Source organism: Balneatrix alpica DSM 16621 (assembly GCF_000619885.1).
GTDB classification, from domain to species: Bacteria; Pseudomonadota; Gammaproteobacteria; order Pseudomonadales; family Balneatricaceae; genus Balneatrix; species Balneatrix alpica.
This window is the reverse complement of record NZ_JHUZ01000006.1, coordinates 85,813-112,335: the sequence shown is the minus strand read 5'-3', so window position 1 is coordinate 112,335 and position 26,523 is coordinate 85,813. Positions and strand designations below refer to the sequence as shown.

Annotated in this window: 28 protein-coding genes; 24 read left to right on the top strand and 4 right to left on the bottom strand. The window is 53.1% G+C overall.

Going from position 1 to position 26,523, the window contains the following annotated elements; genetic code table 11:
• Positions 1 to 211: 211 nt before the first annotated feature.
• Together Q334_RS0101020 and Q334_RS0101015 are read left to right on the top strand one after the other, a co-directional pair.
• The gene (locus Q334_RS0101020) at positions 212 to 1,957 is read left to right on the top strand and encodes an ABC transporter ATP-binding protein (protein ID WP_027311578.1); all 1,746 of its coding nucleotides are present in this window, start codon (positions 212 to 214) and stop codon (positions 1,955 to 1,957) included.
• On the top strand, positions 1,944 to 3,722 hold the full coding sequence (locus Q334_RS0101015) for an ABC transporter transmembrane domain-containing protein (protein ID WP_027311577.1): 1,779 nt from the start codon (positions 1,944 to 1,946) through the stop codon (positions 3,720 to 3,722). Before Q334_RS0101020 ends, Q334_RS0101015 begins: the two co-directional genes overlap by 14 nt.
• A gap of 22 nt (positions 3,723 to 3,744) precedes the next feature.
• Here the strand turns inward: Q334_RS0101015 and Q334_RS0101010 are convergent, their stop codons facing one another.
• Positions 3,745 to 4,419, bottom strand: coding sequence for a ChrR family anti-sigma-E factor (locus Q334_RS0101010; protein ID WP_027311576.1), 675 nt, complete (start codon positions 4,417 to 4,419; stop codon positions 3,745 to 3,747).
• Positions 4,416 to 4,982, bottom strand: a complete 567-nt coding sequence (locus Q334_RS0101005; protein ID WP_035460606.1) for a sigma-70 family RNA polymerase sigma factor — start codon at positions 4,980 to 4,982, stop codon at positions 4,416 to 4,418. The genes Q334_RS0101010 and Q334_RS0101005 overlap by 4 nt, the downstream gene beginning before the upstream one ends.
• A gap of 174 nt (positions 4,983 to 5,156) precedes the next feature.
• Here Q334_RS0101005 and Q334_RS0101000 point away from each other — a divergent pair, with 174 nt between their 5' ends.
• The 9 genes from Q334_RS0101000 (at position 5,157) to cmoB (ending at position 12,886) form a co-directional block, all read left to right on the top strand.
• Positions 5,157 to 6,488, top strand: coding sequence for an NAD(P)/FAD-dependent oxidoreductase (locus Q334_RS0101000; RefSeq protein ID WP_035460477.1), 1,332 nt, complete (start codon positions 5,157 to 5,159; stop codon positions 6,486 to 6,488).
• Positions 6,485 to 7,297 (top strand): DUF1365 domain-containing protein, encoded by an 813-nt coding sequence (locus Q334_RS0100995; RefSeq protein ID WP_027311573.1) that lies wholly within the window; start codon positions 6,485 to 6,487, stop codon positions 7,295 to 7,297. Before Q334_RS0101000 ends, Q334_RS0100995 begins: the two co-directional genes overlap by 4 nt.
• A complete protein-coding gene (locus Q334_RS0100990; protein ID WP_027311572.1) occupies positions 7,294 to 8,529 on the top strand; it encodes an SAM-dependent methyltransferase in 1,236 nt (411 codons plus the stop codon). The genes Q334_RS0100995 and Q334_RS0100990 overlap by 4 nt, the downstream gene beginning before the upstream one ends.
• 135 nt (positions 8,530 to 8,664) lie before the next feature.
• Complete coding sequence (locus Q334_RS17535; RefSeq protein ID WP_342667422.1) at positions 8,665 to 9,228, top strand: DUF3833 domain-containing protein; 564 nt, start codon at positions 8,665 to 8,667, stop codon at positions 9,226 to 9,228.
• Positions 9,221 to 9,880, top strand: a complete 660-nt coding sequence (locus tag Q334_RS0100980) for a DUF6134 family protein (RefSeq protein ID WP_027311571.1) — start codon at positions 9,221 to 9,223, stop codon at positions 9,878 to 9,880. Before Q334_RS17535 ends, Q334_RS0100980 begins: the two co-directional genes overlap by 8 nt.
• A complete protein-coding gene (locus Q334_RS17530; protein WP_035460475.1) occupies positions 9,877 to 10,620 on the top strand; it encodes an SDR family NAD(P)-dependent oxidoreductase in 744 nt (247 codons plus the stop codon). Before Q334_RS0100980 ends, Q334_RS17530 begins: the two co-directional genes overlap by 4 nt.
• A 5-nt stretch (positions 10,621 to 10,625) precedes the next feature.
• A complete protein-coding gene (locus tag Q334_RS0100970) occupies positions 10,626 to 11,066 on the top strand; it encodes a nuclear transport factor 2 family protein (protein WP_162157408.1) in 441 nt (146 codons plus the stop codon).
• A gap of 81 nt (positions 11,067 to 11,147) precedes the next feature.
• Positions 11,148 to 11,870, top strand: a complete 723-nt coding sequence (cmoA, locus tag Q334_RS0100965) for a carboxy-S-adenosyl-L-methionine synthase CmoA (RefSeq protein ID WP_051527422.1) — start codon at positions 11,148 to 11,150, stop codon at positions 11,868 to 11,870.
• The gene (cmoB, locus tag Q334_RS0100960) at positions 11,870 to 12,886 is read left to right on the top strand and encodes a tRNA 5-methoxyuridine(34)/uridine 5-oxyacetic acid(34) synthase CmoB (RefSeq protein WP_245593641.1); all 1,017 of its coding nucleotides are present in this window, start codon (positions 11,870 to 11,872) and stop codon (positions 12,884 to 12,886) included. The genes cmoA and cmoB overlap by 1 nt, the downstream gene beginning before the upstream one ends.
• Positions 12,887 to 12,948: 62 nt before the next feature.
• Here cmoB and Q334_RS0100955 read toward each other — a convergent pair whose 3' ends face one another.
• Positions 12,949 to 13,719: a methyltransferase domain-containing protein gene (locus Q334_RS0100955; protein WP_027311567.1), complete on the bottom strand. Its 771-nt coding sequence runs from the start codon at positions 13,717 to 13,719 to the stop codon at positions 12,949 to 12,951.
• Between the two features lie 536 nt (positions 13,720 to 14,255).
• Here Q334_RS0100955 and mnmG point away from each other — a divergent pair.
• The 13 genes from mnmG to Q334_RS0100890 all read left to right on the top strand — a co-directional run bounded on the left by mnmG (position 14,256) and on the right by Q334_RS0100890 (position 25,641).
• Positions 14,256 to 16,139, top strand: coding sequence for a tRNA uridine-5-carboxymethylaminomethyl(34) synthesis enzyme MnmG (mnmG, locus tag Q334_RS0100950; protein ID WP_027311566.1), 1,884 nt, complete (start codon positions 14,256 to 14,258; stop codon positions 16,137 to 16,139).
• 3 nt (positions 16,140 to 16,142) lie between these two features.
• On the top strand, positions 16,143 to 16,766 hold the full coding sequence (rsmG, locus tag Q334_RS0100945) for a 16S rRNA (guanine(527)-N(7))-methyltransferase RsmG (protein ID WP_027311565.1): 624 nt from the start codon (positions 16,143 to 16,145) through the stop codon (positions 16,764 to 16,766).
• Positions 16,767 to 16,788: 22 nt separating this feature from the next.
• Complete coding sequence (locus Q334_RS0100940) at positions 16,789 to 17,574, top strand: ParA family protein (protein WP_027311564.1); 786 nt, start codon at positions 16,789 to 16,791, stop codon at positions 17,572 to 17,574.
• Between the two features lie 10 nt (positions 17,575 to 17,584).
• Positions 17,585 to 18,484, top strand: coding sequence for a ParB/RepB/Spo0J family partition protein (locus Q334_RS0100935; RefSeq protein ID WP_027311563.1), 900 nt, complete (start codon positions 17,585 to 17,587; stop codon positions 18,482 to 18,484).
• 196 nt (positions 18,485 to 18,680) lie between these two features.
• The gene (locus Q334_RS0100930) at positions 18,681 to 19,028 is read left to right on the top strand and encodes an ATP synthase subunit I (protein ID WP_051527421.1); all 348 of its coding nucleotides are present in this window, start codon (positions 18,681 to 18,683) and stop codon (positions 19,026 to 19,028) included.
• Positions 19,029 to 19,038: 10 nt separating this feature from the next.
• Positions 19,039 to 19,863, top strand: a complete 825-nt coding sequence (atpB, locus tag Q334_RS0100925; protein WP_027311561.1) for a F0F1 ATP synthase subunit A — start codon at positions 19,039 to 19,041, stop codon at positions 19,861 to 19,863.
• Positions 19,864 to 19,938: 75 nt separating this feature from the next.
• The gene (gene atpE, locus Q334_RS0100920) at positions 19,939 to 20,196 is read left to right on the top strand and encodes a F0F1 ATP synthase subunit C (RefSeq protein WP_027311560.1); all 258 of its coding nucleotides are present in this window, start codon (positions 19,939 to 19,941) and stop codon (positions 20,194 to 20,196) included.
• 57 nt (positions 20,197 to 20,253) lie between these two features.
• A complete protein-coding gene (locus Q334_RS0100915; protein WP_027311559.1) occupies positions 20,254 to 20,724 on the top strand; it encodes a F0F1 ATP synthase subunit B in 471 nt (156 codons plus the stop codon).
• A gap of 12 nt (positions 20,725 to 20,736) precedes the next feature.
• A complete protein-coding gene (locus Q334_RS0100910) occupies positions 20,737 to 21,273 on the top strand; it encodes a F0F1 ATP synthase subunit delta (protein ID WP_027311558.1) in 537 nt (178 codons plus the stop codon).
• A gap of 16 nt (positions 21,274 to 21,289) precedes the next feature.
• Positions 21,290 to 22,834 carry a F0F1 ATP synthase subunit alpha gene (gene atpA, locus Q334_RS0100905; protein ID WP_027311557.1) on the top strand — a complete coding sequence of 515 codons (1,545 nt, stop codon included), beginning with the start codon at positions 21,290 to 21,292 and terminating at the stop codon, positions 22,832 to 22,834.
• A gap of 56 nt (positions 22,835 to 22,890) precedes the next feature.
• Entirely contained in the window at positions 22,891 to 23,751 is an 861-nt protein-coding gene (gene atpG / locus Q334_RS0100900; RefSeq protein ID WP_027311556.1) for a F0F1 ATP synthase subunit gamma, read from the top strand.
• A 40-nt stretch (positions 23,752 to 23,791) separates the two neighbouring features.
• Entirely contained in the window at positions 23,792 to 25,168 is a 1,377-nt protein-coding gene (atpD, locus tag Q334_RS0100895) for a F0F1 ATP synthase subunit beta (protein WP_027311555.1), read from the top strand.
• Positions 25,169 to 25,218: 50 nt separating this feature from the next.
• Positions 25,219 to 25,641, top strand: a complete 423-nt coding sequence (locus Q334_RS0100890) for a F0F1 ATP synthase subunit epsilon (RefSeq protein WP_027311554.1) — start codon at positions 25,219 to 25,221, stop codon at positions 25,639 to 25,641.
• Between the two features lie 76 nt (positions 25,642 to 25,717).
• On the opposite strand, the gene Q334_RS0100885 is transcribed toward Q334_RS0100890, so the two are convergent.
• Positions 25,718 to 26,458 carry a TrmB family transcriptional regulator gene (locus Q334_RS0100885; RefSeq protein WP_027311553.1) on the bottom strand — a complete coding sequence of 247 codons (741 nt, stop codon included), beginning with the start codon at positions 26,456 to 26,458 and terminating at the stop codon, positions 25,718 to 25,720.
• Positions 26,459 to 26,523 lie beyond the last annotated feature (65 nt).

Below are 26,523 nucleotides of genomic sequence, written 5' to 3'. Positions count from 1 at the left end.
ATGCTGTGGCTGTCTGACAAGCTGCACAACAGATTGTTCAATCCTAGTTGAGTCGCCTTTTTCTTGCTCCCGGTAGAATGGCCAACTAGACTTGTGCTCCCTGGTGAATACTGGTTGCTTGTCCAGTTTTCGTTTGAGTGTTGCGGTAAGGATGCTGCAAACGCCCTCCGTTTGCTTCTTGCTTGCACCCTTGGATACCTTCGAGGTTCCTATGTCATTGTTTTTGCAGTTACGTTGGTTTTTCCGCCTGCATTGGCGTACTTACCTATTGGCATTGCTGATGCTGGCAGGGGTGGCACTGCTGAATATGGGGGTGCCCTATTTAATTGGCCGCAGTGTGGATGCCATTGTCAGTGGTCAGTTGCAGCAGCAACAGCTATGGGGCTACCTGCTCGGTTTATTTGGCCTGGGCCTTGGGGTGTATGTGTTGCGCTATGGCTGGCGGGTGTTGCTATACGGCACTTCCTATCGGCTGGGTACCCAGCTGCGCCAGGATTATTACCAGCGTTTAACCCGTTTGGGGCCGCAGTTCTATCAGCAGCACAATACCGGTGATCTGATGGCCAGAGCCACCAATGACATTGATGCGGTCGAGATGGCAGCCGGTGAAGGAGTGCTATCTGGTTTCGATGGATTGCTCACCTTTGTACTGGTGTTGGTGATGATGTTTGCCGTTATCGATTGGCGCTTGGCCTGTATTGCCCTGTTGCCCTTTCCGGTAATGGGCATCGGGTTTTATAAAATTTCCCGCATTTTGCACCATCACTTTAATGAATCCCTGCAGCGTTTCTCTGAGTTGAATGACAAAACCCAGGAGGCGCTTTCCGGTATTCGGCTATTGAAAGCCATGGGCTTGGAGCAACAACAGGCCCAGGCGTTTAACGCTATTGCCGAACGCTCTGCCCAGGCTAATTATCAGGTGCAGCGGGCGGAGGCCTGGTATGACCCGGTGATTTTTCTGGCGCTGTCGGCAGCCTTTCTGCTTAGCCTGGGCTTTGGTGCCTGGCTGATTTATCAACAGGAACTCAGCGTGGGAATGCTCACCAGCTTTACCATGTACCTGGGCCAATTGGTGTGGCCGATGTTTGCCTTTGGTTGGTTGCTGAACATCATTGAGCGTGGCAGTGCGGCACTGAAAAGGGTGAATAGTCTGTTAGAACAGCCGGATACCTTTACCAATCAGGGGCAGTTACAGCAGTTGGCACAGCCGGATATTGCGGTAGAGCAGCTTAGTTTTCATTATCCCCAGCAGGCTCAGCCTACTCTGGATCGGCTGAGTTTTAGCCTCCAGGCAGGGCAGTTGTTGGGTATTGTGGGGCCTACTGGCAGTGGCAAAACCACCTTACTGCGGGTGCTGATGCGCCAGTATGAAGGCTTTACCGGGCAGATTTACTTAGGTGGTGAACCTCTTGCTGCTTATCGTTTGAAAGCGTTACGGGGATACTTTGCTTATGTTCCCCAGGATGCCTTTTTATTCACCGCTTCCATCGCGGAAAACATTGCCCTGGGGCGACCTGAGGCTAGCCGTGAGGAGATTGAAGCGGTAGCCAAACTGGCGGCAATCGATACCGATATCCGCCGTTTTCCCCAGGGCTATGACACCCTGGTGGGGGAGCGGGGCATGACCCTTTCTGGTGGCCAGCGCCAACGGATCGCCATTGCCAGAGCCTTGCTGTTGGATGCCCCTATCCTGGTGTTGGATGATGCTCTCTCGGCGGTGGATGTGCATACCGAACAGCAAATTTTGCAGCACCTGCGTGAGGCCCGTCATGGACGCACCACCTTGGTGGTGAGCCACCGCTTATCCGCAGTGCAGGAGGCGGAACAAATCCTGGTGCTGAATCATGGCCAGATTCGTGAGCGCGGTAATCATCAACAGCTACTGGCAGAACAGGGCTGGTACGCGCGGATGTGGACTTATCAACAGCTGGAGGCCAGTCTCGATGAAGCCGAATAATCAACAGGATGCCTTTCGCCTGCTGCTTGGCTATGTCTACCGTGACCGGCCATTACTGGTCAAAGCAATGCTGTTGTTGCTGTTGGCAACGGCGGCGGATGTAGCGGGGCCTTATCTGGCCAAGGTCTTTATTGATGATTACCTGATGCATGCCCGTTTTGAGTGGCAGGCGTTGCTCGGCCTGTTACTTGGCTATTTGTTTACTCAGGTGGCGGCGGCGATTTTACGTTATCAACAGACGCTGAAATTCAGTGAAATGGCGCTGGCAGCGGTGCTGGATATCCGTAAGCAGGTATTTGCCCGGGTGCTACGGTTACCCCAGAGTTATTTTGATACCGCCGTTACGGGTCAACTGGTCAGCCGTATCACTAACGATACCGAAGCGATTAAAGACCTCTATGTGCAATTTCTCTCCAGTGTGTTGGCCAATGCCATTTTGCTGCTGGGGATTCTGATTGCGATGGCATTACTGGATCTGCGCCTGATGTTAATCAGCCTGACCCTGATTCCGGCGGTGGTGGGGATTATTCTGATTTACCAGCGCAAAAGTGGGCCGGCGGTGGAGCAAGCTCGCCAGCTGCGCTCCGATATCAACGCCAACCTAGGGGAGTCGGTGGCGGGGATGAGTGTGATCCAGGCGGCTAATCAGCAGGCGCGTTTCCGCCAGCGTTTTGCCCAAACCAATGAAGGTTATTACGCGGCCAAGATGAGTACCATCCGGGTCGGTGCGGCCTTACTGCGTCCGGCAATCGACTTCCTCAGTGTGTTGATTCTGGTCGCTATTCTATGGGGCTTTGGCAGCCAAGCCGTCAGTGGGGTGGCAGAGGTGGGGATTCTTTACGCCTTTGTCAGTTACCTGGGACGCTTTACCGAGCCATTAATCGAGATCACCCAGAAGTTTAATCTTTATCAACAGGCGATGGTGGCTGGTGGTCGGGTTTATCAACTGTTGCATCGGCAAGAGGTGGATTACGGCCATTATCAACAGCCGATTAGCCGGGGGGAGATCAGTATTGAACAGCTGAGCTTTAGCTACGATGGCCAGCACCCGGTATTGCGTGAGCTCAATATTCAGGTTCGTGCCGGTGAGTGGTTGGCCATTGTCGGCCATACCGGTAGTGGTAAGAGTACCCTGCTCAGTTTGTTGTTAGGGTTTTATCACCCCACAGCCGGGCAGATCCGCTTGGATGGGGTGGCGCTGCAGGACTATCAGCAAACCACCCTGCGCACTGGTATTGGTTTGATCCCACAAGAGCCCTTTGTGCTGGCGGATACGTTGTTTGCCAATATTGATATGGGCCGTGGTCTTAGCCAACAGCAGGTTGAACAGGCTGCCAAGGATGCTCACCTGCATGACACCATCATGCAGATGGCGGACGGCTATCAGAGTGTATTGGGGGAGCGTGGTACCCGTTTATCCACCGGCCAGCGTCAACAACTGGCGATTGCTCGGGCACTGGCCAGTCATCCACAGATACTGTTGTTGGATGAAGCCACCGCCAATATTGACAGTGAGACCGAGCAGGTCGTCCAGCGGGCTCTGACTGCATTACGTGGCAAGGTGACTCTGGTGGTGGTGGCACACCGTTTATCCACCATCAAGGAAGCGGATCGGATCCTGGTACTGCATCAGGGCGAAGTGGTAGAAGAAGGCAGCCACCAGCAGCTAATGGCGCTAGAGGATGGCCGCTATCAACGCATGTATCTATTGCAAATGCAGGCCCAGGCGCTGCATCAGCTGGAAGTGGCCAAGGATCTGGATTGACCACCATGAGCGGGTGCGGCACCTAAAGACCAAAGAAAGGCTGCAATAGGCGTGGAACAATGCCTTTGAACTTCAGCGGTGCGTCGGTGGCGATCAGACAGATGCAATCTTCATCACGATCGGCAATTGGCTGATGCTCCACCTGAGGGTCGAGGTCGGCCAGATCACCGGATTGGAAGCGGCCAATTTCATCCGAATAGGAACCACGCAGCACAAGCGTCAGTTCACTACCGCTATGGGAATGAATGGGCATGCTGGTGCCAGGGGCAATGCGCAGCAGGCGCAGATTACCCTCAGCGATATCCAATTTGATCTGACGCAGACCTGGTGCCAGGCTGCGCCAGGGCAGTTGTTGATAACTCTGTCCGGCCAGCCAGGGAGCCAAGGCTGTGGGTAATTGTTGGCGCAGATCAATCGCTTGATTATCCACAACCTCCTGACGGGACTGATTACTGGGACAAAGCTGTGGTGTTTGTTCCAATAGATCCAACATGGTTGAACGTTGCTGTGGATTGAGCTTGGCAGGAGCCTGATTCGCCAGCAGACCACCAGCTAATTGCAGGCTATGTTGTAGCCGTTGGCGGCATACTGGACAGGCCTGTAAATGACAGGCCACCACCACGCTGAGGGCGGCGGGTAGGGCTCCGCTGGTGTAGGAGAACAGGGTAGCGTCATCGGGGTGGTGATGAATATTCATTGCGGGCCTCCCAGTGCTTGACGCAACTTCTGAAAAGCCAGACGCAAACTTGATTTAACGCTGCCAAGGGGTAGGTCCATGTCGGCGGCAATTTCACTGTGGCTTTTGCTTTCAAAAAACGATTTATACACAACCTGAGCCTGTTGATTGGGTAACGACTCCATCGCGGCTTTGATTCTGGCTTCCACCAGATGATCATCTCCCCCTTCTAGCAGAGGGGAATCGAAGCTTTCCTGCTGTTCATATTGATCGTCCCATTCCACTAATAACATGCGTTGACGCCTAAGGCTGTCGATGTAGAGATTGCGGGCAATGCGAAAAATCCAGGTACTAAGGGCAGCTTTATCGGCTTGGTAGAGAGGTGCCTTGCGCCAGACATTCAGCATGGCCTCCTGGGCCAGTTCTTCGGCCTGGGCGGTGGAGGCTCCCTGCGCCTGTAAATAGGACACCAAGCGGGGAGCAAAGTGATCATAAATCTGCATAAAAGCCTGCTTATCGCCATGCTCGACGACCGCTGCCATCAGTACAGGCCAGTCACTTTGTTGCAGAGAATCTTCAATCATCAGGGCAGCCACCATTTTGCACCCCATCCACCCGTCTTGTTTAGGTGAAGTTCTATACGCCAAGGAGTGGGGGTTGGATCAGTGTAGCGGGAGCAATAAGGATCGGTAAGTCTGTGATCCAGCTACTTGGCCCTGGCGTATATAAGGCAAAGCTCAGGAAACGGCGGGATAGCCATGAAAAAGCAAAAAATTGCCGTGATAGGTTCAGGAATTACCGGGCTCTCCTGTGCCTGGTGGTTGAGTCGCTTCCACGATGTCACTCTGTTTGAGAAGGATGACCGCTTTGGTGGTCACAGTAACACCGTGGATGTGCAAGGGGTGCCGGTGGATACAGGATTTATTGTTTTCAACGAACGTTGCTACCCCAATTTGGTACAGCTGTTTAAGCAGCTGGGGGTGCAGACGCAGCCGACAACAATGTCCTTTTCCGTTTCCATGCAGCTTGCCAATCAGCATGGGGCATTGGAGTACGCTGGCACTAACTTGGCGGGCTTGTTTGCCCAACCCAGTTTGGCATTTAAGCCTGCTTACTGGCGTATGTTGCGCGATATTCTGCGTTTTTATAAAGAGGCTGACTGGTGGCGCCAATCTTTGCCGGAAGAGGTCACCCTGGGAATGCTGTTGCAACAGGGTAAGTACGGTGAATGGTTCCGGGATGCCCACTTGATCCCAATGGGGGCGGCGATCTGGTCGACCCCCGCGGCTAAGATGCTCGACTACCCTGCTCAGACCTTCCTGCGTTTCTGTGAGAACCATGGTTTGTTGCAGCTAAAGGATCGTCCCCAGTGGCATACGGTGGTAGGGGGCAGTCGCAGTTATGTGCAGGCCATTTTGCAGCAGTTAGGAGACACGGCGCGCTGCAACCGTGGAGTACGTCGGGTACGTCGCTTGCCGGGCAAGGTGTTGGTGGAGGACTGGCAGGGAGATCAATGGCATTTCGATCAGGTAGTGATGGCTTGCCATGCCGATCAGTCCTTACAGTTGCTGGAAGATGTGACCTTGGAAGAACGCCAGGTATTGGCGCCATTCAAGTACGAACGCAACCTGGCCATTTTGCATTCCGATAGCCGTTTGATGCCTAAGCGCCAGAAAGCCTGGGCCAGCTGGAATTATCTGGGACAAGGGCAGGGTGAGGAGGCCAAGGTGGCGGTCACCTATTGGATGAATGCGCTACAACATCTGCCTAGCCACGAGCCACTGCTGGTGACGCTTAATCCACCAGAAGAACCTCGCCGAGTTCATGCCAGCTTTCTGTATGACCATCCGCTATTTGATCGCCATGCTTTGCGTGCCCAACCGCGCCTGTGGGATGTGCAGGGGCTGCACCGTACCTGGTTCTGTGGCGCTTGGTGTGGTTATGGTTTCCATGAGGATGGTTTACAGGCTGGTTTGGCAGTAGCTGAAGCCATCAGTGGTCAGCAACGACCCTGGGCCCATCGGCCTGAGCAGGATCGTATTCAATTGCCGGCTGACTGGCATCAGCGTTTTGTTGAGCATGCAGCATGAGCAGTGCGCTGCAATCTTGCCTCTATCGTGGTTGGGTGATGCACCATCGCTGGCGGCCCCGTACCCACCGGTTTCAGTATCAGGTTTGTTCTTGGCTGGTGGATTTGGATGAGCTGACAGAGCTGGATCGTCTTAGTCCCTGGCTGGCGGTGAATCGTTGGGCACCCTTTAGCTTTCATGAAGCTGATCATGGCGATGGTTCTGTACATCCCCTGCGTGTCCAGGTCGAAAGGCTGCTGGCAGAAGCAGGCTTGGCTAAACCCGCACGGATTAAGCTGCTCTGTTATCCCAGAATCTGGGGATATGTCTTTAACCCTATCAGTATTTATTTCTGTGAGGATGAAGCGGGTCAGCTACTGGCGACGCTGCATGAGGTGAATAACACCTTGGGGGAGCGGCATCTGTATCTGATTGATCAACCCCAAGCTGGCGCATTACAGCGCCAGCAGGCGGGCAAACGCATGTATGTGTCCCCTTTTACCCCGATGCAGAGTCACTACCGTTTTCGCATTCAGTTACCGGGCTCGCAACTGCGGGTAGGGATTTTGCAGTTGGATGAGCAGGGGCCGTTATTGCACGCCCAATTTTATGGACAGCGTGTCCCCCTGAGTTCGCCCCAATTAAGGCGCCAATTAATGGCCATGCCCCTGATGACCCTGAAGGTGATAGCAGCTATTCACTGGCAAGCACTGCGTTTGTGGTGGAAGGGTGTACCGGTGTTTCGTCATCAAGCCAGCCGTCCCTGGGCTTGGAGCCGGGGACAGGCGTCAGTGAGTGCCAGAGAGTCTACACAGGAGAAGTCCGCATGATGCCGCCAAGTAGTCGTTCCGAACAATCGCAGCAAAATCTTAGCCTGCCTGAGCGTGCACCCTGGCTAGTGTCCTGGTTATTACGCCGTTTGCAGTCTAGCCCCCTTACCCGTTTGCATTTGAGTTGGCGTGGGCAGCATTGGCAATTGGGGCACATTCAGGCTGGGGTAGTGGTTCCTCATGTGCATTTGCATTCGCAAAAAGCCGTGTGGCGCGTTTTACAGGGGGGAGTGCTGGGGTGGGCTGAGGCCTACATGCAGCAGGAGTGGGACAGTGAAGACCTGCTACAACTGACGGATTGGGCAATGCATAACGAGCAGGCGTTGGAGCAGATTTTTCAGGGGAATCGCCTGAGCCGTAGCCTGAGCCGTTTGCTTCATCTGTTTAATGCCAATACCAAGCGGGGGAGCCGCCGCAATATTGCCTATCACTATGATCTGGGCAATGACTTCTACCAGCACTGGCTGGATAGCAGCATGACCTACTCCTCTGCTCGCTATGTGCAGGCAGAGATGAGCTTGGAACAAGCCCAGCAAGCTAAATACCAGCAGATTTTACAACTGTTGGAGCCGCATCCAGGTCAACGAGTATTGGAAATAGGCTGTGGTTGGGGTGGTATGGGTGAGCACTTGCTTACTCGATACCCCAGTTCTATCTGGAATGGTGTCACATTATCGGAGGAGCAATTAGCCTATTGCCAGCAGCGTTTACAGGTCTTTGAGCAGCAGGCGCAAGCCAGTCTGACGGATTACCGTGATGTGCAGGGGCAGTATCAGCGCATTGTGTCGATTGAAATGTTCGAAGCAGTAGGCGAAGAAAACTGGCCGCGTTATTTCGCCAAATTAAAGCAGTTATTGGCTGCGGATGGTGTGGCGGTATTACAGGTAATTACGATTGATGAGCGCCGCTTCCCACGTTATCGCCGTGGTTGTGATTTTATTCAGCGCTATATCTTTCCAGGGGGAATGCTACCCAGCCATCAGCGCATGCAGGAAGAAATTGACCGTGCGGGTTTGCAACTGAGCCACACGGAGGCGTTTGGTCAGGATTACGCCAGCACACTGGCTGCCTGGCATCAGCGTTTTGACCAAGCTTGGCAGCAGATTGAATCGCTGGGCTTTGACGAACGTTTCCGCCGGATGTGGAAATACTATCTGGCTTACTGTGAGAGTGGCTTTAAGCACGGCTCGATCAATGTGCGCTTCTACCAACTTCGCCACCGTCAGCCATGAGGGTACCGGCCTGTGCGCTAGTATCCCTGGCTGTTGTGGGTGATCTACCTCTGCATACTCCGCGTACTGGAAGAGAGTGACAGCCTGACAGGGACGGAATGAGCCGTTCAACTGACCAAGGCGAGTGGATTAACGATGGTGATGGGGTGCAGTGCCATGCAGCTAGAGGAGGTTGCCTTACCTCAGCCTGCTTTGCGGATAGAAGAGTATTTTCAGGGCCAAACCTGGGCGTGGGGCTTGTTTGAGGATCGTTTTGGCAAAGTTCGGCGACAGTTTCAGGTGCTGATTGAGGGGCAATATCAGCAAGGTCAGCTGCATCTGGATGAACACTTCATTTATAACGATGGAGAGACTCAGCAACGCAGCTGGATGCTGCAACCTCAGGTAAAGGGCCGTTATCAGGGACAGGCAGCCGATGTCATTGGAGAAGCCAAGGGACAAGTCAGTGGTAATGCTTTTAACTGGCATTATGAGATGTGGCTTCCCCTGGGTGAGGGGCAGTATCGGGTGCGCTTTAATGATTGGATGTATTTGCAACCGGGGCTGGTACTGATTAATACGGCTAGGGTGCGTAAATGGGGGGTGGAGCTGGGAAGAGTCACGCTGTTTTTTACCAAGCACGCACCGGCAGATAGGCACACCTGGTTGGATTATAGGCCGCCTAACCACGCCAAACAGGGCTGGGGTGGCAATGACTAAATACCTGTTAGGCCTCGGTCTATTGCTGCTCAGCCCATGGAGTGTGGCGAGCCTAGCGCACTGGCAGCAACTCTATGGCAGCACCGTTTGGGATTTCTCTGTCCTGCGTAAGGGACAACAGGTTGGTCAGTATCGCTTGCAGTTTGTCGGTGGGGAGAATGACTGGCAGGTGATATCCGAGTTGGATATGAACATAGCCATTCTCTGGTGGCACTATGACTATCACTACCAAGCAGTCGAGCAATGGCAGGGTGAACAACTGCAAAGCTTGAGGATAACCATTAATGACAATGGTGAGCAGAGCAGCCAGCTATGGCAGCGTCAGGGTGAGGTATTACAAGGGCCAGATGGGCGACAATTAGCCTTACCGCTTTGGCTTAGTCACCATTACGATCGGCGAGTGTTAGAGCAAACCCAGTTATTCAATACTCTGACGGGGCGCCTCAACCGGTTTCAACTAGGGCCCATCTCGCTTGCGGCTGTGCATAGCAATGGACAATCCTTAGAGGCTCAAGGTTTTGCTTATGAGGGAGAGCTGCACGATACCCAGGTTTGGTATGACCAGCGGGGGCGCTGGGTAGGGCTGAGATTCAAAGCTCGGGATGCTAGCTGGATTGAACTGCGCTGCCGGCGTTGCCAGGTGGAGCCATGAAGCGCGCGTGGATAACTGGCGCTAGCCAGGGGATCGGCCGGGCACTGGCCTGTGAGTTAGCGAAGCAGGGTTGGTTGGTGGCGGTCAGTGCCCGTAACCAGGCTGCTTTGCAACAGTTGGCTGAACAGCAGCCTGGTATTACTCCTTTTGCGGTGGATGTGACGGATAGGCAGGGGTTACAGCAATGCTATCAACGCTTAAAAAGCGAGTGGGGGATGCCAGATTGGGTGATTCTCAACGCGGGCACTCATATTCCTACTCCCCTTGCCCACTTTAGTGGCGAGTCAGTACGGCAGTTATTTAACTTGAATGTGCTGGCCACCCTGGAGTTACTGGCTTGGGTCTTGGCGGATATGCGTGAACGCAATCAGGGACGGATCGGTGTGATGGGCTCACTCTCCAGTTATCGGGGTTTGCCCAGCGCAGCGGCCTATGGTGCCGGTAAAGCAGCGCTACATCATGCCTGCGAGGCATTACAGTTGGAGCTGATGGGATCAGGAGTCAGTCTGAAGATTATTCATCCCGGTTTTGTCGAAACCCCTTTGACGGCGCGCAATCCTTTTCCGATGCCATTTTTAATCTCCGCCGAAGAGGCTGCCAGGCGCATTGTGCGGGGAATGCAGCGTCAATCTTTACAGATCGTATTCCCACGCCGGTTAGCCTGGCCGCTGGCATTGTTGCGTCTGTTACCTTATCGCTGCTATGCCACCTTAATCCGGTGGTTTACCGGTTATGGATAAAGATGATGGAAAAACATAGCGATCCGCGTTTACAGGCAGGCCTGGACGCTTATCTGGATTTTTTTCAACGACTGGACCAGCCATGGCCGCCACTAGCGAGCCTGGTAACTGAGCAGGTCTATTTTGCCGATCCCTTTAATCAGGTGCAGGGAAGACAGGCGCTGCAGCGGGTGTTAGCGCATTTTGTCGCTAATGTGCAGCAGCCGCGTTTCACTATTCTTAATCAAGCTTGGAGTGGCAATCGCTGCCTGTTGTTGTGGCGTTTTCAAGGCCAGGCTGGTCGTTTAGGGGGGTGGGATTTTCAGGGCACCAGTGTGCTGGATTTTGCTGAGGATGGTCGAGTTAGTCGACATCAGGATTTTTGGGATGCTGGTGAACCCTTTTATTGGCGCTTGCCGTTACTGGGTTGGCTAATACGACGTGTGCTGGCAAGATTAGCGCCTTAATCTGATTAAAAAGTGTTCAAATCGGCTTGACGCTCTGCCAGCCTTTGCCCATGATTGGCGCTTTTTTTAGCGGTTAGCCCTATGCAAGATCGAATTTACGCCGAGCCTCAACAAAGGGTCAGCCAGTTTGCCTTTGATGAGGCGGTGGCCCGGGTTTTTCCGGATATGATTCGGCGCTCAGTGCCCGGTTACACCACCATTATCCCCATGATTGAGTTGATCAGTGCGCGTTATGCACAGGCGGGTACCAATCTTTATGATTTGGGTTGCTCGTTGGGAGCCTCTACCCTGGCGATGCGCCATGGGGTCAAGGATAAAGCCTGTCAGATTATTGGTGTGGATAACTCGGAAGCGATGCTTAATCAGTGTCGCCAATATGTGCAGGAAGATAGCGCCAGTGCACCGGTTGAGTTGGTGTTGGGGGATATTCGCCAGCAGCCAATCGAAAATGCCTCCCTGGTCACCCTGAATTTTACCCTGCAGTTTTTGCCACCGGCGGACCGTGGTCCCTTGTTGGCGTCTATTTATGCTGGCTTGCAGCCCGGTGGCGTCCTGTTGCTCTCGGAGAAGGTGTGCTTCCCCGAGCCTGAGCAGAGTTTGCAAGAGGTGTTGCACCACGACTTTAAGCGGGCCAATGGCTATTCCGATCTGGAGATCAGTCAAAAGCGCAATGCGCTAGAAAATGTGCTGATCACTGAAAGCCTGGACACCCATAAAGAACGTCTGCGTCAGTTGGGCTTTGCCCAGGTATGGGTGTGGTATCAGTGTTTTAATTTTGTCTCGATGTTAGCGGTAAAACTTTAATGGCTGTGTCTGCCGAATCTCTTAGTCCCCCTATGTTCTCACCGATGGAGTGGTTTGATCCCCTGTTAGCCCAGTGGCGGCAGGGGCCATTGGCGTCCTGGGCTACCCAGTTACAGCCGTTGCTGAGCGCCAAGTTGGTGCAACAGCCCCATGGCGACTGGGCTCGTTGGCAACAGGCATGGCAAAGCTTGCCCCAGGTAGCCGCACAGGTAGACGCCAGTCAGGATACCTTGCTGGTCCATGCCGATCAGCCATTAACCCCTGCCCAGCAGCAGCAAGCGAGGGAAGCACTATGGGGGTTGCGGCCTTGGCGCAAGGGGCCATTTCAGATACTCGATACCTTTATTGATACCGAGTGGCGCTCGGACTGGAAATGGCAGCGGGTCGCGCCCCATATTGCCGATTTGACCGGTCGTAAGGTATTGGATGTTGGCTGTGGCTCTGGTTATCACTGTTGGCGGATGTGGGGAGCGGGTGCCGCAGAGGTGATAGGGATCGATCCCTCGTTGCTGTTCTTATTACAGTTCCAGGCGGTGAAACACTATGCCCCCACGGCTCCAGTACATTTGCTGCCGGTGAGGATGGAAGACGTGCCGCCGCAATTGGAGTATTTCGATACCACCTTTTCCATGGGGGTGCTCTACCATCGCCGTGATCCGCTTGAGCATATTCAGCAGTTGCTGGGTACCCTGGTGCCGGGTGGCGAGCTGGTCCTGGAAACCCTGGTGGTGGAAGGGGATGAAAATACCCTGCTGATGCCCGAAGATCGCTACGCCATGATGCGTAATGTCTGGTTTTTGCCTTCGGTGCCGATGTTGCTGCGTTGGTTGCGCCGTTTGGGTGTGGCCGATGCGCGGGTGGTGGATGTCACTGCTACCCGTTGTGAAGAGCAACGTAGTACGGAGTGGATGCCCTTCCAATCATTAGCGGACTTTTTGGATCCCGAGGATGCCAGTAAAACGATTGAAGGTTATCCGGCACCCTTACGTGCCACCTTTTGTATTCGTAAACGCTAAGCCTAGAGGCTGAACGATCAGGCACCGCGCTTTGGCGCTGGTGCCTTTTTTGTGCCTGTTAGTTAGTCAGGTTTTTGTACCAGCATGTGCACATAGCGTCCTAACTCCCGGTACGGGGGGCGACGGGCAAAGTGGCGCTCGGTTTGTAGCACTTCATCATAGTCGAGTTTGGGCTTTAAGGGCCGGGGCACATGGTCATAAACGCAGCGGATACCGGTCCAGGCTTTCATGTTAAGCCCTGCCTGCTCTAGCCAGGCCGCCACTTCATAGGGGTCGAGGGGCCCGGGAGGGGTGAGCGAGTCGGGTTTGGTTTGCACCTGCTCCTGCATCGCCAGGGCAAATTGATTACTGGTGAGATAGCGCCAGTTGAGGGCATGGCGGTTATAAAACATCACCGACAGATGACCGCCAGGACGCAATAGCTCCAACAATTGCTGCAAGGCCTGATAAGGCTGCTGTAGCCACTCCATCACCGCATGAAATAACACCAGATCATAGTCATGCCCGGCTAATAGCTGAGGCAAATCCTGAATGGCAGCCTGCAGAAAGCGAGGCTCGGCTGCTGGGGCTTGTTCAGCAAAGTTGCTACGGGCACCGGCGAGCATTTCCGCTGAAATATCACAGAGGGTGATACGGTGTCCTTGGCCTGCCAAGCGGGCGCTGAGCTGCCCCATCCCTCCCCCAGCATCAAGGATATCCAGCGGCTGGTTCCAGTCTGGCCCCTGGTTAAACAGGTCTTCTTCCAGCAATGCCAAGCGTAGCCGTCCTTTATCGGTGGCATAAATGTGCTGACTGAACTTGTTACTTAAGCCATCAAAACTGCGATCTGCCATGGGCCTGCTCTGTGCTGAAAAGGCGGCATTTTACCCTGCTGTTTTAGCCTATGTGTATAAGGCATAAAAAATTATCCACAGTACCTTGTTGTGCATAGCTTGCGTTAGTAGCGGTGATCACTGTTATAGCGATAAGGGATAACCTTGTGGATAGTAAAACTAGGCTAGTTTGCGCTATGTGGGTAAAACTGTGATTAGTGTGCATATCTCTTATGCGTAAATGTCAGGATAATTCTGGGGTGTGTATAACTAAAGCATCTATATCAAGGTTATCAATGGCTTAGCAAGGGGATGCCCTGACCTATCAAACAGAGTTGTTAATGATTTAATGTGTTGATTTTGTTTATATTTTTTCTGTTATCAACAGATTTTTTCCACAACATTATAGTCATCATCACTAAAAAGATACTGTGAATGTTTGATTGTTATAGTCAGGCAAGTAAATGTGGATGATTCAGCTTTAGCAGTGGACAAGCTATAATTGGCCACCTTTGCCTGGGCCCAGGCGTGAATTGAAAGAGTAGTGAGGTAGAGCGGTGGATTTTCCCAAGCGTTTTGATGTGATCGTAATCGGTGGCGGCCATGCCGGTACTGAAGCGGCACTGGCGGCAGCCCGAGCTGGCGTGCAAACGCTGTTATTGACCCATAACATCGAAACCCTGGGACAAATGTCCTGTAACCCGGCGATTGGCGGAATTGGTAAGAGCCACCTGGTGAAGGAAATCGACGCCCTGGATGGCGCCATGGCCAGAGCAACGGACAAGGCAGGTATTCAGTTCCGTGTACTTAACTCACGTAAAGGCCCTGCTGTACGAGCTACCCGTGCTCAAGCCGACCGTATTCTGTACAAGGCTGCTATCCGTGAAATGTTGGAAAACCAGCCCAATCTTACCCTGTTCCAACAGGCGGCAGATGACCTGATCGTTGAAGGTCAGCAGGTGAAAGGGGTCGTCACCCAGATGGGCCTCAAGTTCTTTGCTGATCAGGTGGTGTTGACGGCGGGTACCTTCCTCGGCGGGCGCATCCATATTGGCTTGGAAAACTATGCCGGTGGCCGGGCAGGGGATCCGCCCTCTATTCGCCTGGCGGACCGTTTACGGGAGTTACCCCTGCGGGTTGCCCGCTTAAAAACCGGTACCCCTCCACGTATTGATGCCCGTACCGTCGATTTCTCGGTGATGGAAGCCCAACCTGGAGATACCCCCTTACCGGTGATGTCTTACCTAGGCTCGGTCGCTGAACATCCGCGGCAGATCAATTGCTATATCACCCATACCAATGAGCGTACCCATGAGGTAATTCGCGCTAATCTTAGCCGCTCGCCCATGTATGCCGGGGTGATTGAGGGGATTGGTCCCCGCTACTGCCCCTCGATTGAAGACAAGGTGGTGCGTTTTGCCGATAAAGAAACCCATCAGGTCTTTATTGAGCCGGAAGGCTTAACTACCCATGAGCTCTACCCGAACGGTATCTCCACCAGTTTGCCTTTTGATGTACAACTGCAGATCGTGCGCTCCCTGCGCGGAATGGAAAATGCCCATATCCTCCGCCCTGGATATGCAATCGAGTACGACTTCTTTAATCCGCAGGATTTGCAGCCTACCTTAGAAACCAAGGTGATTGACGGGCTCTATTTTGCTGGTCAGATCAATGGCACTACCGGCTACGAAGAGGCCGGTGCCCAGGGCTTACTGGCGGGTTTGAATGCGGCGTTACGCGCCCAGGGTAAAACCGGTTGGTCCCCCCGCCGTGATGAAGCCTATCTGGGGGTACTGGTAGATGATCTCATCACCCAGGGCACCAGTGAGCCCTATCGCATGTTTACTTCGCGGGCGGAATATCGTCTGCTCCTGCGGGAAGATAATGCTGACCTGCGGTTGACCGAAATAGGCTACCAGTTGGGGGTAGTGGGTGAAGAGCGTTGGCGTGCTTTCAGTGAAAAACGTGAAGCCATTGAACGTGAGCGCCAGCGTTTGAAAGATATCTGGGTACAGCCTGGCACGCCGATGGCTAAAGCCCTGGAACCCTGGTTGTTGCAGCCCCTTAGCCGAGAGCATAACTTACACGATCTGATTAAGCGTCCCGAGCTGGACTATCCCAAGGTAGCCGGTGTGACGGGTCAGTTAGTGGAAGACACACAGGTGGCTGAGCAGGTGGAAATCGATATCAAGTACGCCGGTTATATTGACCGCCAGCGTGACGAGATTGAGAAACTGCGCAGGAACGAAAACACCCCCCTGCCGGTGGAACTGGACTACAACGCCATTGCCGGGTTATCCAATGAAATCCGCAGCAAACTCTTGGCTGTGCGCCCAGCTACCATTGCCCAGGCTTCCCGTATTCCCGGGGTGACACCGGCGGCGATCTCGCTGCTGCTGATTCACCTGAAAAAACGCCAAAGCCTGAAGAACAGCGCCTGATTTATGAGTTATGCCACTGAGTTAGCCACTGGCCTGACAGCCTTGAAGGTTGTCGCCAGTGCCGAGCAACAACAACAGCTGCTCGACTATCTGGACTTATTAATTAAATGGAATCAGGCCTATAATCTCACCGCAGTACGAGATCCACGGGAAATGGTTTCCCGCCACCTGCTCGATAGCCTGAGCGTGCACCCCTACCTGCAGGGGCAACGTTTGATCGATGTAGGAACGGGAGCAGGCTTGCCTGGTATTCCCTTGGCGATTCTGAACCCGGATAAGGCGTTTAGCCTGTTGGACTCTAACGGCAAGCGCACCCGTTTTTTGACTCAGGTAAAAATGACGCTGGGTCTGCAAAATGTGGAAGTGCTCAATACCCGGGTGGAGTCCTGGCAACCGCCGCAACCGTTCGATACGGTATTGTCGCGGGCCTTTGCCTCCATGCAGGATATGGTCAAGGTGACTAGCCACCTGCTGAAACCCGGAGGGCTGTTTATGGCCATGAAAGGGCTGTATCCAGAGCAGGAAATCGCGGCGTTACCCGCCAGTTTGCAGTTGGAACAGGCACTGGCTTTGCAAGTGCCTGGTTGTGAAGCAGAACGCCATTTGGTGATCGTACGCCAACCCTGAAGCACCACAAGGGAGCATGAGAGTGACGCGCATACTGGCCATTACTAATCAGAAGGGTGGCGTGGGTAAGACCACCACCTGTGTCAATCTGGCCGCATCCCTGGCCGCCACCAAACGCCGGGTGCTGCTGGTGGATCTCGATCCCCAGGGCAATGCCACCATGGGCAGTGGGGTGGATAAGCACGCTATTCAAGAAACGGTATACGATGTACTGGTGGGTCTTAATGAGGCTGGCCAGGTACGGGTGCGGCAAACTCCAGGCGGCTTTGACTTGTTGCCAAGCAATGCAGATTTAACCGCCGCAGAAGTGGAGTTACTCGACCTGGACAACAAAGAAAAACGCCTTAAGCAGGCCTTGGCGCCTATTATGGCGGAGTATGACTACATCCTGGTGGACTGCCCGCCCTCGCTTAACATGCTTACCGTCAATGCTTTGGCTGCCGCTGATGGCGTGTTGATTCCGATGCAGTGTGAATACTATGCCCTGGAGGGGATCAGTGCCCTGCTCAATACGGTTGAGCAGATCCGTGGGGCGGTTAACCCTGGACTGCGGGTCGAAGGCATTTTACGTACCATGTATGATCCTCGCACCAGCCTGACCAATGAAGTCTCGACCCAATTGGTGCAGCACTTCTCTGATCAGGTTTACCACACGGTCATTCCCCGTAATATCCGTTTGGCTGAAGCCCCCAGTCACGGCTTGCCGGCCTTACTCTACGATAAACAGTCTCGGGGAGCGGTGGCTTACTTAGCGCTGGCGGGTGAAATTAACCGCCGTCAGCAGCAACACACCAAGCTGGCCAGCTAGGAAAACCGGCATGAGTCAAAAAAAGCGCGGTCTGGGCCGAGGGTTAGATGCCCTCTTGGGTGCGGGCAAACAAAGTGTCAGCATTGATGAGCCACAGATTGAAACCTGGCTAAAAGAGCCAGAGGCCGCTGAAGGATTAAAATTTATTGCCCTGGAGCAGATCCGCCCAGGTATGGCTCAACCTCGCCAGGTAATGGATCCGGATGCGTTAGAGCAGCTAGCTTCATCGATTCGCCAACAAGGGGTGATGCAGCCCGTTGTGGTGCGCCCCAGTGGTGAAGGTTATGAACTGATTGCCGGTGAACGACGCTGGCGTGCCAGCCAATTGGCAGGGTTAGAAAAAATTCCAGCGTTGGTGCGGGAAGTCAGTGATCAGGATGCACTGATTCTGGCGTTAGTGGAAAACATCCAGCGTGAAGACCTGAACCCACTGGAGCAAGCCCAGGCGCTGGAGCGCTTACAGCAGAGCCAACAGCTGACACAGCAGGAGTTGGCTGATATTGTCGGCAAGTCTCGCAGCGCAGTGGCGAACTTGTTGCGCTTGTTGCAGTTAGATGCGCAGGTGAAGTTACGCTTAGAGCACGGCGATTTGGAAATGGGGCATGCTCGGGCGTTGTTGGCTTTGCCTGCCGAACACCAAGCGGATGCTGCGGAAGAGGTAGTCGCAAAAGGCTTATCGGTACGTCAAACCGAAGCCTTGGTGAAGCGTTTCGGCTCGGCAGCGGCATCACAACAGATTGAAACACCTGATACGGTTAACCCCTGGCAACAACGTCAGAGTCAATTAAGTGACTATTTGGGAGTAGGGGTGCAGATACGCCAGAACGCCAAAGGGCGCGGCAAAATGGTGATTGAGTTCCAGGATCCACAACAGTTAGAGCGTATTCTGGCTTATTTCCAACAGGACTAAACTTAGTGCTTCTTTAGTATCGGATGCCCTGTTTGGGGGCATAATCGTATTTTTGCAAGTTGATCACCTTAGGGGGAGGCAATATAATGCCCCCCGCTTAAGGTTGGGTAATTTTTGTGCGAGCCAAACCAGCAGTGTACATATGAACAGGCGACATCCACGGCAACAACGTATAGCGCCTGTTAAGCGTATTTTAATGGTGCAACTGCTGATGAGTCTGGTGCCAGGTTTGGCCCTGACGCTGTTTACTTCTTTGGCTCATGCCACCGCCTGGACACTCGGCGGACTGATTTGTTTAGTGCCGAACCTCTACTTTGCGTATCGGCTGTTTTCTGTGCAGGGTGCAGGCGCAAGCCGCCAAATAGCACAGGCCATGTATAAAGGCGAAGCTGGCAAACTGGTCCTCACCATGGGGTTATTTGCTCTGGTGTTCAGTACCTACCCTGATGTTCAGGTGCTGATGCTGTTTGCGGGCTTCGTAAGTGTTCAAAGTATGAACTGGGTAGCGCCTTTGCTTAATCGCAGAGCCTCCCCCGGGAAATAGGCGAAAACTTATGGCGAGCGGAAACGTAACTGCATCAGAATATATTTCGCACCACCTGCAGAACCTGACCTTTGGGTATCTGCCGGAACAAGGGTGGAAAATTGCGGAAACTGCACAAGAAGCATCAGCAATGGGCTTCTGGGCTATTCACTTGGACTCCATGTTTTTCTCAGTGGCGTTGGGTGTTCTCTTCCTGTGGTTGTTTAGTAAAGCAGCCAAATCTGTGACAACCGGCGTACCTGGTTGCCTGCAAAACTTTGTCGAACTGATGGTTGAGTTCGTCGATAAGAGTGTGAAAGAGACTTTCCATGGCCGTAATGCCGTGATTGCGCCCTTGGCACTGACGATCTTCTGCTGGATTTTCCTGATGAACCTGATGGACTTGGTGCCGGTAGACTTCCTGCCGCGTCTGGCGTCTGAGATGGGCATCCACTTCATGAAGGTTGTACCCACTACTGACCCTAACGTCACCCTGGGTATGTCCGTCTCCGTATTCTTCCTGATTATTTACTACTCCATCAAAGTGAAAGGCATTGGCGGCTTCGTTGGCGAGCTGACCCTGCATCCCTTTGGTAAGTGGATGATCCCCTTTAACTTCCTGCTCGAAGGTGTAGGTCTGATCGCGAAGCCCATTTCTCTGGCGCTGCGTTTGTTCGGTAACCTCTATGCTGGCGAGCTGATCTTTATCCTGATTGCTCTGTTGCCATGGTTTGCTCAGTTCTTCCTGTCTGTACCCTGGGCGATCTTCCACATTCTGGTAATCGTATTGCAGGCCTTCATCTTCATGATGTTGACCATCGTTTACCTGAGTATGGCGCATGAGGATAACCACTAAGGCTTGCCCTTAGTGGAGTACCGCAGTTTTTCGATAACCTTAAATTAACTTAAAACCTTAACTGGGAGTCTTAAAATGGAACAAGTAGTAGGTTTGACTGCTATCGCTGTAGCTCTGCTGATCGGTCTGGGTGCTCTGGGTACCGCTATCGGCTTCGGTATCCTGGGTGGCAAGTTCCTGGAAGGCGCTGCGCGTCAGCCAGAAATGGTACCCATGCTGCAGGTCAAGATGTTCATCGTTGCGGGTCTGTTGGACGCAGTGACCATGATCGGTGTGGGTATTGCACTGTTCTTCACCTTTGCTAACCCCTTCGTTGCTCAGGTAGCTGGTTAATCCTTCAGTCTTCTGAGCTAACGACTTTACTTAACTCAAAAGGCGAGGGGTGACGGCGTGAACCTAAATGCGACTCTGATTGGCCAAGCCATCGCATTTGCGATCTTCGTCATCTTCTGCATGAAGTATGTGTGGCCGCCGATTACTGCGGCCCTGGCAGAACGTCAGAAGAAGATTGCCGAAGGCTTGGACGCTGCTGAGCGTGCTGGTCGTGACCTGGAACTGGCGCAGGAGAAAGCTGCCCAGAACCTGCGCGAGAGCAAAGAGCAGGCGGCCCAAATTATTGAACAAGCCAACAAACGGGCTAACCAGATTATTGAAGAAGCTAAAGAGCAGGCACGCGCCGAAGGCGAGCGTCTGAAAGCTGCAGCTCAGGCTGAAATTGAGCAGGATGTGAATCGTGCCAAAGAAAGTCTGCGCACTCAGGTAGCGGTACTTGCCGTAGCCGGTGCGGAAAAAATCCTGGAAGCCTCAGTCGACGGCAAAGCCCATAGTGAGCTGGTCAGCAAACTGGCAGCTGAACTCTAAGCGAGGTGTGCGATGGCCGAATTAACGACATTCGCCCGGCCTTATGCTAAAGCTGCTTTTGCGTTCGCCCTGGACAAGGGCGAACTGTCTAAATGGTCGGAAATGCTTGCCCTGGCGGCGGTGGTCTGCGAAGACCGTGCCTTCCGTGCAGCGTTAACTAATCCGGCCTTGACTGCTGAACAGCAAGCTCAGGCTGTCATTGACGTCTGTGCCGACAAATTGACCGAAGGTGGTCGTGAATTCTTCCAAGCGCTTGCGTTAAACAAGCGCCTGGTGCTGATTCCTGAAGTTTCTAAGCTCTATGAAGCCTTAAAAGCAGATCAGGAGCAAAGTGCAGAGGTACAGGTTATTTCTGCATTTGAGCTTTCTTCTAGTGAACAAGAGCAACTCGCTCAATCACTGAAGACACGACTAAAGCGCAGTATCACCATGTCTTGCATTGTAGATAAGACATTGATCGGCGGCTTGATTATTCGCGCTGGCGATATGGTGATCGACGGGTCCGTACGCGGCAAACTGGCGAAAATGGCCGAGGCGATCCATTCCTGATTGTGAGGGATAGAGCATGCAGCAACTGAATCCATCTGAGATCAGCGAGATCATCAAAAAGCGGATCGAAGGTCTCAATTTAAAATCTGAAGCCCGTAATGAGGGCACAGTCGTTGGCGTATCCGATGGTATCGTACAGATCCACGGTTTGGCCGACGTGATGTACGGCGAAATGATTGAATTCGCCGGCGGTGTTTTTGGTATGGCACTGAACCTGGAGCGTGACTCTGTTGGTGCTGTAGTACTGGGTGACTACCAGGGTATTTCTGAAGGCCACACTGTTCAGTGTACTGGCCGTGTATTGGAAGTGCCTGTTGGTAACGAGCTGCTGGGTCGTGTAGTGGACGCCCTGGGTAACCCCATCGACGGTAAAGGCCCGCTGAATGCTAGCCAGTTCGAGCCGATCGAAAAGGTTGCTCCTGGTGTTATCTGGCGTAAGTCAGTAGACCAGCCCGTACAGACTGGTTATAAAGCGGTTGACTCCATGGTGCCCATCGGCCGTGGTCAGCGTGAGCTGATCATCGGTGACCGTCAGACCGGTAAAACCGCGTTGGCGATCGACACCATCATCAACCAGAAGGGCTCTGGTATTAAGTGTATCTACGTTGCTATTGGTCAGAAACAGTCCACTATTGCTAACGTAGTGCGCAAGCTGGAAGAGCACGGTGCGATGGATCACACCATCGTGGTTGCCGCGGGCGCTGCTGATCCTGCTTCTATGCAGTTCATCGCCGCTTACGCTGGTTGCACCATGGGTGAATACTTCCGTGACAACGGCCAAGATGCCCTGATTATTTATGATGACCTGACCAAGCAGGCTTGGGCCTACCGTCAGATCTCCCTGTTGTTGAAGCGTCCTCCTGGCCGTGAAGCTTACCCCGGTGATGTATTCTATCTACACTCCCGTCTGCTCGAGCGTGCCGCTCGCGTCAGTGCTGAGTACGTAGAGAAGTACACCGAAGGTAAAGTGACTGGACAAACCGGTTCTCTGACCGCGCTGCCCATCATCGAAACCCAGGCTGGTGACGTATCTGCGTTCGTACCCACTAACGTAATCTCTATCACCGATGGTCAGATCTTCCTGGAAACCAACCTGTTCAACTCAGGCATTCGTCCTGCGATGAACGCGGGTATCTCCGTATCCCGTGTAGGTGGTGCAGCTCAGACCAAGATCATCAAAAAGCTCGGCGGTGGTATTCGTCTGGCTCTGGCTCAGTACCGTGAACTGGCAGCATTTGCTCAGTTTGCTTCTGATCTGGACGAGGCGACCCGTAAGCAGCTTGAGCACGGTCAGCGCGTAACTGAACTGATGAAACAGAAACAGTTCCTGCCGATGTCCGTTGCGGAAATGGGTGTTGTTCTTTATGCCGCTAACGAAGGTTACCTGAACGATGTGCCTGTCAATAAAGTAGGTGCATTCGAAGCCGCGCTGCTGTCTTACTTCAACAGTGAGCACGCTGCGCTGGTGGCCAAGGTTAATGAAGCGGGCGATTACAACGACGCCATTGCTGCTGAAATCAAAGCCGGTATCGAGAAATTCAAGGCGACTCAAACCTGGTAATCCGGGGCGGCAGGCTTAGTGCCTGCCGCAGTCGCTGAACGCTTGAGGCAGAGATTATGGCAGTCGGAAAAGAGATTAAGACGCAGATTGCGAGCATTAAAAGCACGCAAAAGATCACCAGCGCCATGGAAATGGTGGCGGTATCTAAAATGCGCAAAGCCCAGGAGCGCATGGCTGCCAGTCGCCCTTATGCGGAGCGTATCCGTGATGTAATCGGGCACCTGGCTAATGCCACTCCTGAATATAAGCATCTGTACCTGCAAGAGCGTGACGTAAAGCGTGTTGGCTATATCGTCGTATCTACTGATCGTGGCCTGTGCGGTGGTTTGAACATCAACGCCTTTAAAGCCATGGTCAAGTCGATGAAGGCCTACGCTGATCAGAACGTGGGTATTGATATCTGCACTGTCGGCACCAAAGCGGCTTCTTTCTTCCGTAGTTATGGCGGTAATGTGGTTGCCCACGTTAACCACCTGGGAGATGCACCCGAAGCCAGTTCGTTGATTGGTGTGGTCAAGGTGATGCTTGATGCCTTTGAACAAGGCAAGATTGATCGCCTTTATGTGGTGTCCAACAAGTTTGTGAACACCATGACCCAGCAGCCGACCGTAATGCAGATGCTGCCCTTGCAGGCAGAAGAAAATGCAAGTCTGAAGCACCATTGGGATTACCTCTATGAGCCAGATGCCAAGGCTCTGTTGGATGGTCTGTTGGTTCGCTATGTGGAATCACTGGTGTATCAGGCTGTGGTGGAAAACGTCGCCTGTGAGCAGGCTGCACGGATGATCGCGATGAAGAATGCGACCGATAACGCCGGTAACTTCATCAAAGATTTGCAGCTGGTTTACAACAAGGCACGTCAGGCGGCCATCACCCAGGAAATCGCCGAGATCGTCGGCGGTGCCGCTGCGGTGTAACCACCCATTACAGGCTTTCAAGATTTAAGAGGATCCGAACATGAGTAGCGGACGTATTGTACAAATCATCGGTGCGGTGGTTGACGTGGAGTTTCCACGTGACTCCGTACCCAAGGTATATGATGCCTTGACTATCGATGGTAAAGAGCTGGTGCTGGAAGTGCAGCAGCAGCTGGGTGACGGTGTTGTGCGTAGCATCGCGATGGGCTCCAGTGAGGGTCTGTGCCGCGGTCTGGAAGTGAAGAACACCGGCGCTGCGGTTTCTGTACCCGTTGGTAAGGCCACTCTGGGTCGTATCATGGACGTACTGGGTAACCCCATCGACGAAGCTGGCCCCATCGGTGAAGAAGAGCGTATGCCTATCCACCGTAAGGCGCCTACCTATGCCGACCAAGCAGCGACTAACGAACTGCTGGAAACTGGTATCAAGGTAATCGACTTGGTTTGCCCCTTCGCTAAGGGCGGTAAAGTAGGTCTGTTCGGTGGTGCCGGTGTAGGTAAAACCGTAAACATGATGGAGCTGATCCGTAACATCGCGATCGAGCACTCCGGTTTCTCCGTATTCGCTGGTGTAGGTGAGCGGACTCGTGAAGGTAACGACTTCTACCACGAGATGAAAGACTCCAACGTATTGGACAAAGTATCTCTGGTATACGGTCAGATGAACGAGCCGCCCGGTAACCGTCTGCGTGTTGCTCTGACTGGTTTGACCATGGCAGAGAAGTTCCGTGACGAAGGCCGTGATGTTCTGTTCTTCGTGGACAACATCTATCGTTACACCCTGGCTGGTACTGAAGTATCCGCTCTGTTGGGTCGTATGCCTTCTGCGGTAGGTTATCAGCCGACTCTGGCGGAAGAGATGGGCGTTCTGCAAGAGCGTATTACCTCTACTAAAGTGGGTTCTATCACTTCTATCCAAGCGGTATACGTACCTGCGGACGACTTGACTGACCCCAGTCCTGCGACCACCTTCTCTCACTTGGACGCGACTGTAGTACTGTCTCGTGATATCGCTGCTCTGGGTATCTACCCTGCAGTAGATCCGCTGGACTCTACTTCTCGTCAGCTCGACCCGCTGGTTGTTGGTCAAGAGCACTATGACGTTGCCCGTGGCGTACAGTCCACTCTGCAGCGTTACAAGGAACTGAAGGACATCATCGCGATTCTGGGTATGGACGAACTGTCTGAAGAAGACAAGTTGGTAGTAACCCGTGCGCGTAAGATCCAGCGCTTCCTGTCTCAACCCTTCTTCGTAGCGGAAGTATTTACCGGTTCTCCTGGTAAGTATGTGTCCCTGAAAGACACTATCAGTGGCTTCAAGGGCATCCTGAATGGCGACTATGACAGCATGCCTGAGCAGGCTTTCTACATGGTTGGCAGCATCGACGAAGCTGTTGAGAAGGCGAAGAAGCTGTAACCGTCTTTAGCTAGACGGCTATCGTTAACGTTAGGCTAAAGAGGTACACCATGGCTATGACAGTTCACTGTGATATCGTCAGTGCCGAAGAATCTATCTTCTCCGGCCTGGTTGAACATGTCGTTGCCGCTGGGACACTCGGTGACCTGGGCATTTTCCCCGGTCACGCTCCGCTCCTGACCCAGCTTAAGCCGGGTCCGGTTCGGATTAAAAAGCAGGATGGCCAGGAAGAAATCATCTATGTAACAGGTGGTTATCTGGAAGTTCAGCCCAATGCCGTAACGGTATTGGCTGATACGGCTGTTCGTGCGGTTGATCTGGACGAAGCGGCAGCCCTGGAAGCGAAGAAAGAAGCTGAACAGGCGCTGGCCAATCAGACTGCGGAGTTTGAGTACTCCCGTGCTGCAGCCCAATTGGCTGAAGCAGCGGCGCAGTTGCGTGTGCTGGAGCAGTTGCGTAAGCAACGCCGTTAAGCACTGCGCAGTGCACAAAAAAGGCAGCCTAGGCTGCCTTTTTTATTGATCTGAAATGGATGTAAGTATTCACTTACTATAGTAACTGCCAGAGTGTATTGAAAATGATCTGCTGTGCTAGGGCAATTTCCTCAGACTCGATCACCACTGCTACTGGGTAGTTTGCCGAAGCCAGGGAGATCATCGCCACCTTCGGTGGATAGATGGCTATATAGCTGGCGTCCACCTCGCCCTGAGTACTGATCCATTTACGCTGGGAGAGCTCGGCATCTTCCCCCCCTTCACCCAAGGCAATGACTCGTACTTGGATGCCCTTTTTAATGCGTTGTTTGGTGTAGTTGGGAAAAGGGCGATAGAGGTGATGTCGAATTGCTTTCGATGAGAAGACTGCATAGTCCCGCTGTTGCTGCTTAGCAACGGTATTCAGAATATCTTTCAGTACAAACTCAATGCCATCATCGCCTTCGTAAAAGCGCACATTGCCTGCACTGAAATCGGGTTTGAGGTGATGTAAGCCGGGAATCACATCGGTCTTTAAACGTCCGATCAAGCCCTGCAGTTGGCTACGTTTCTCTTCTGCCAGTTGTAACAAACGATCCGGACTTTCGGCGGCAAAAAAGCGTCTCTTGCCCTTCGGTTGATAGCTGACAATTCCCTTCGCTTGTAAGGCTTTCAGGGTTTCATAGGTAGTGCCGCGATTGATGCCTGCCTGGGCGGCGATATCGCGAATGGAAGCAGGCCCCAATGAGAGTAAGGATTTGTAAATCTGATACTCGCGTTGGTTGAGGTCTAACAGACCAAGGAGTTGCTCGTCCATTTTGTCAATTTATCCCTGACAAATGCTATTGCTTGCAAATTAATATCGTCTAAATTGCTTGCCAA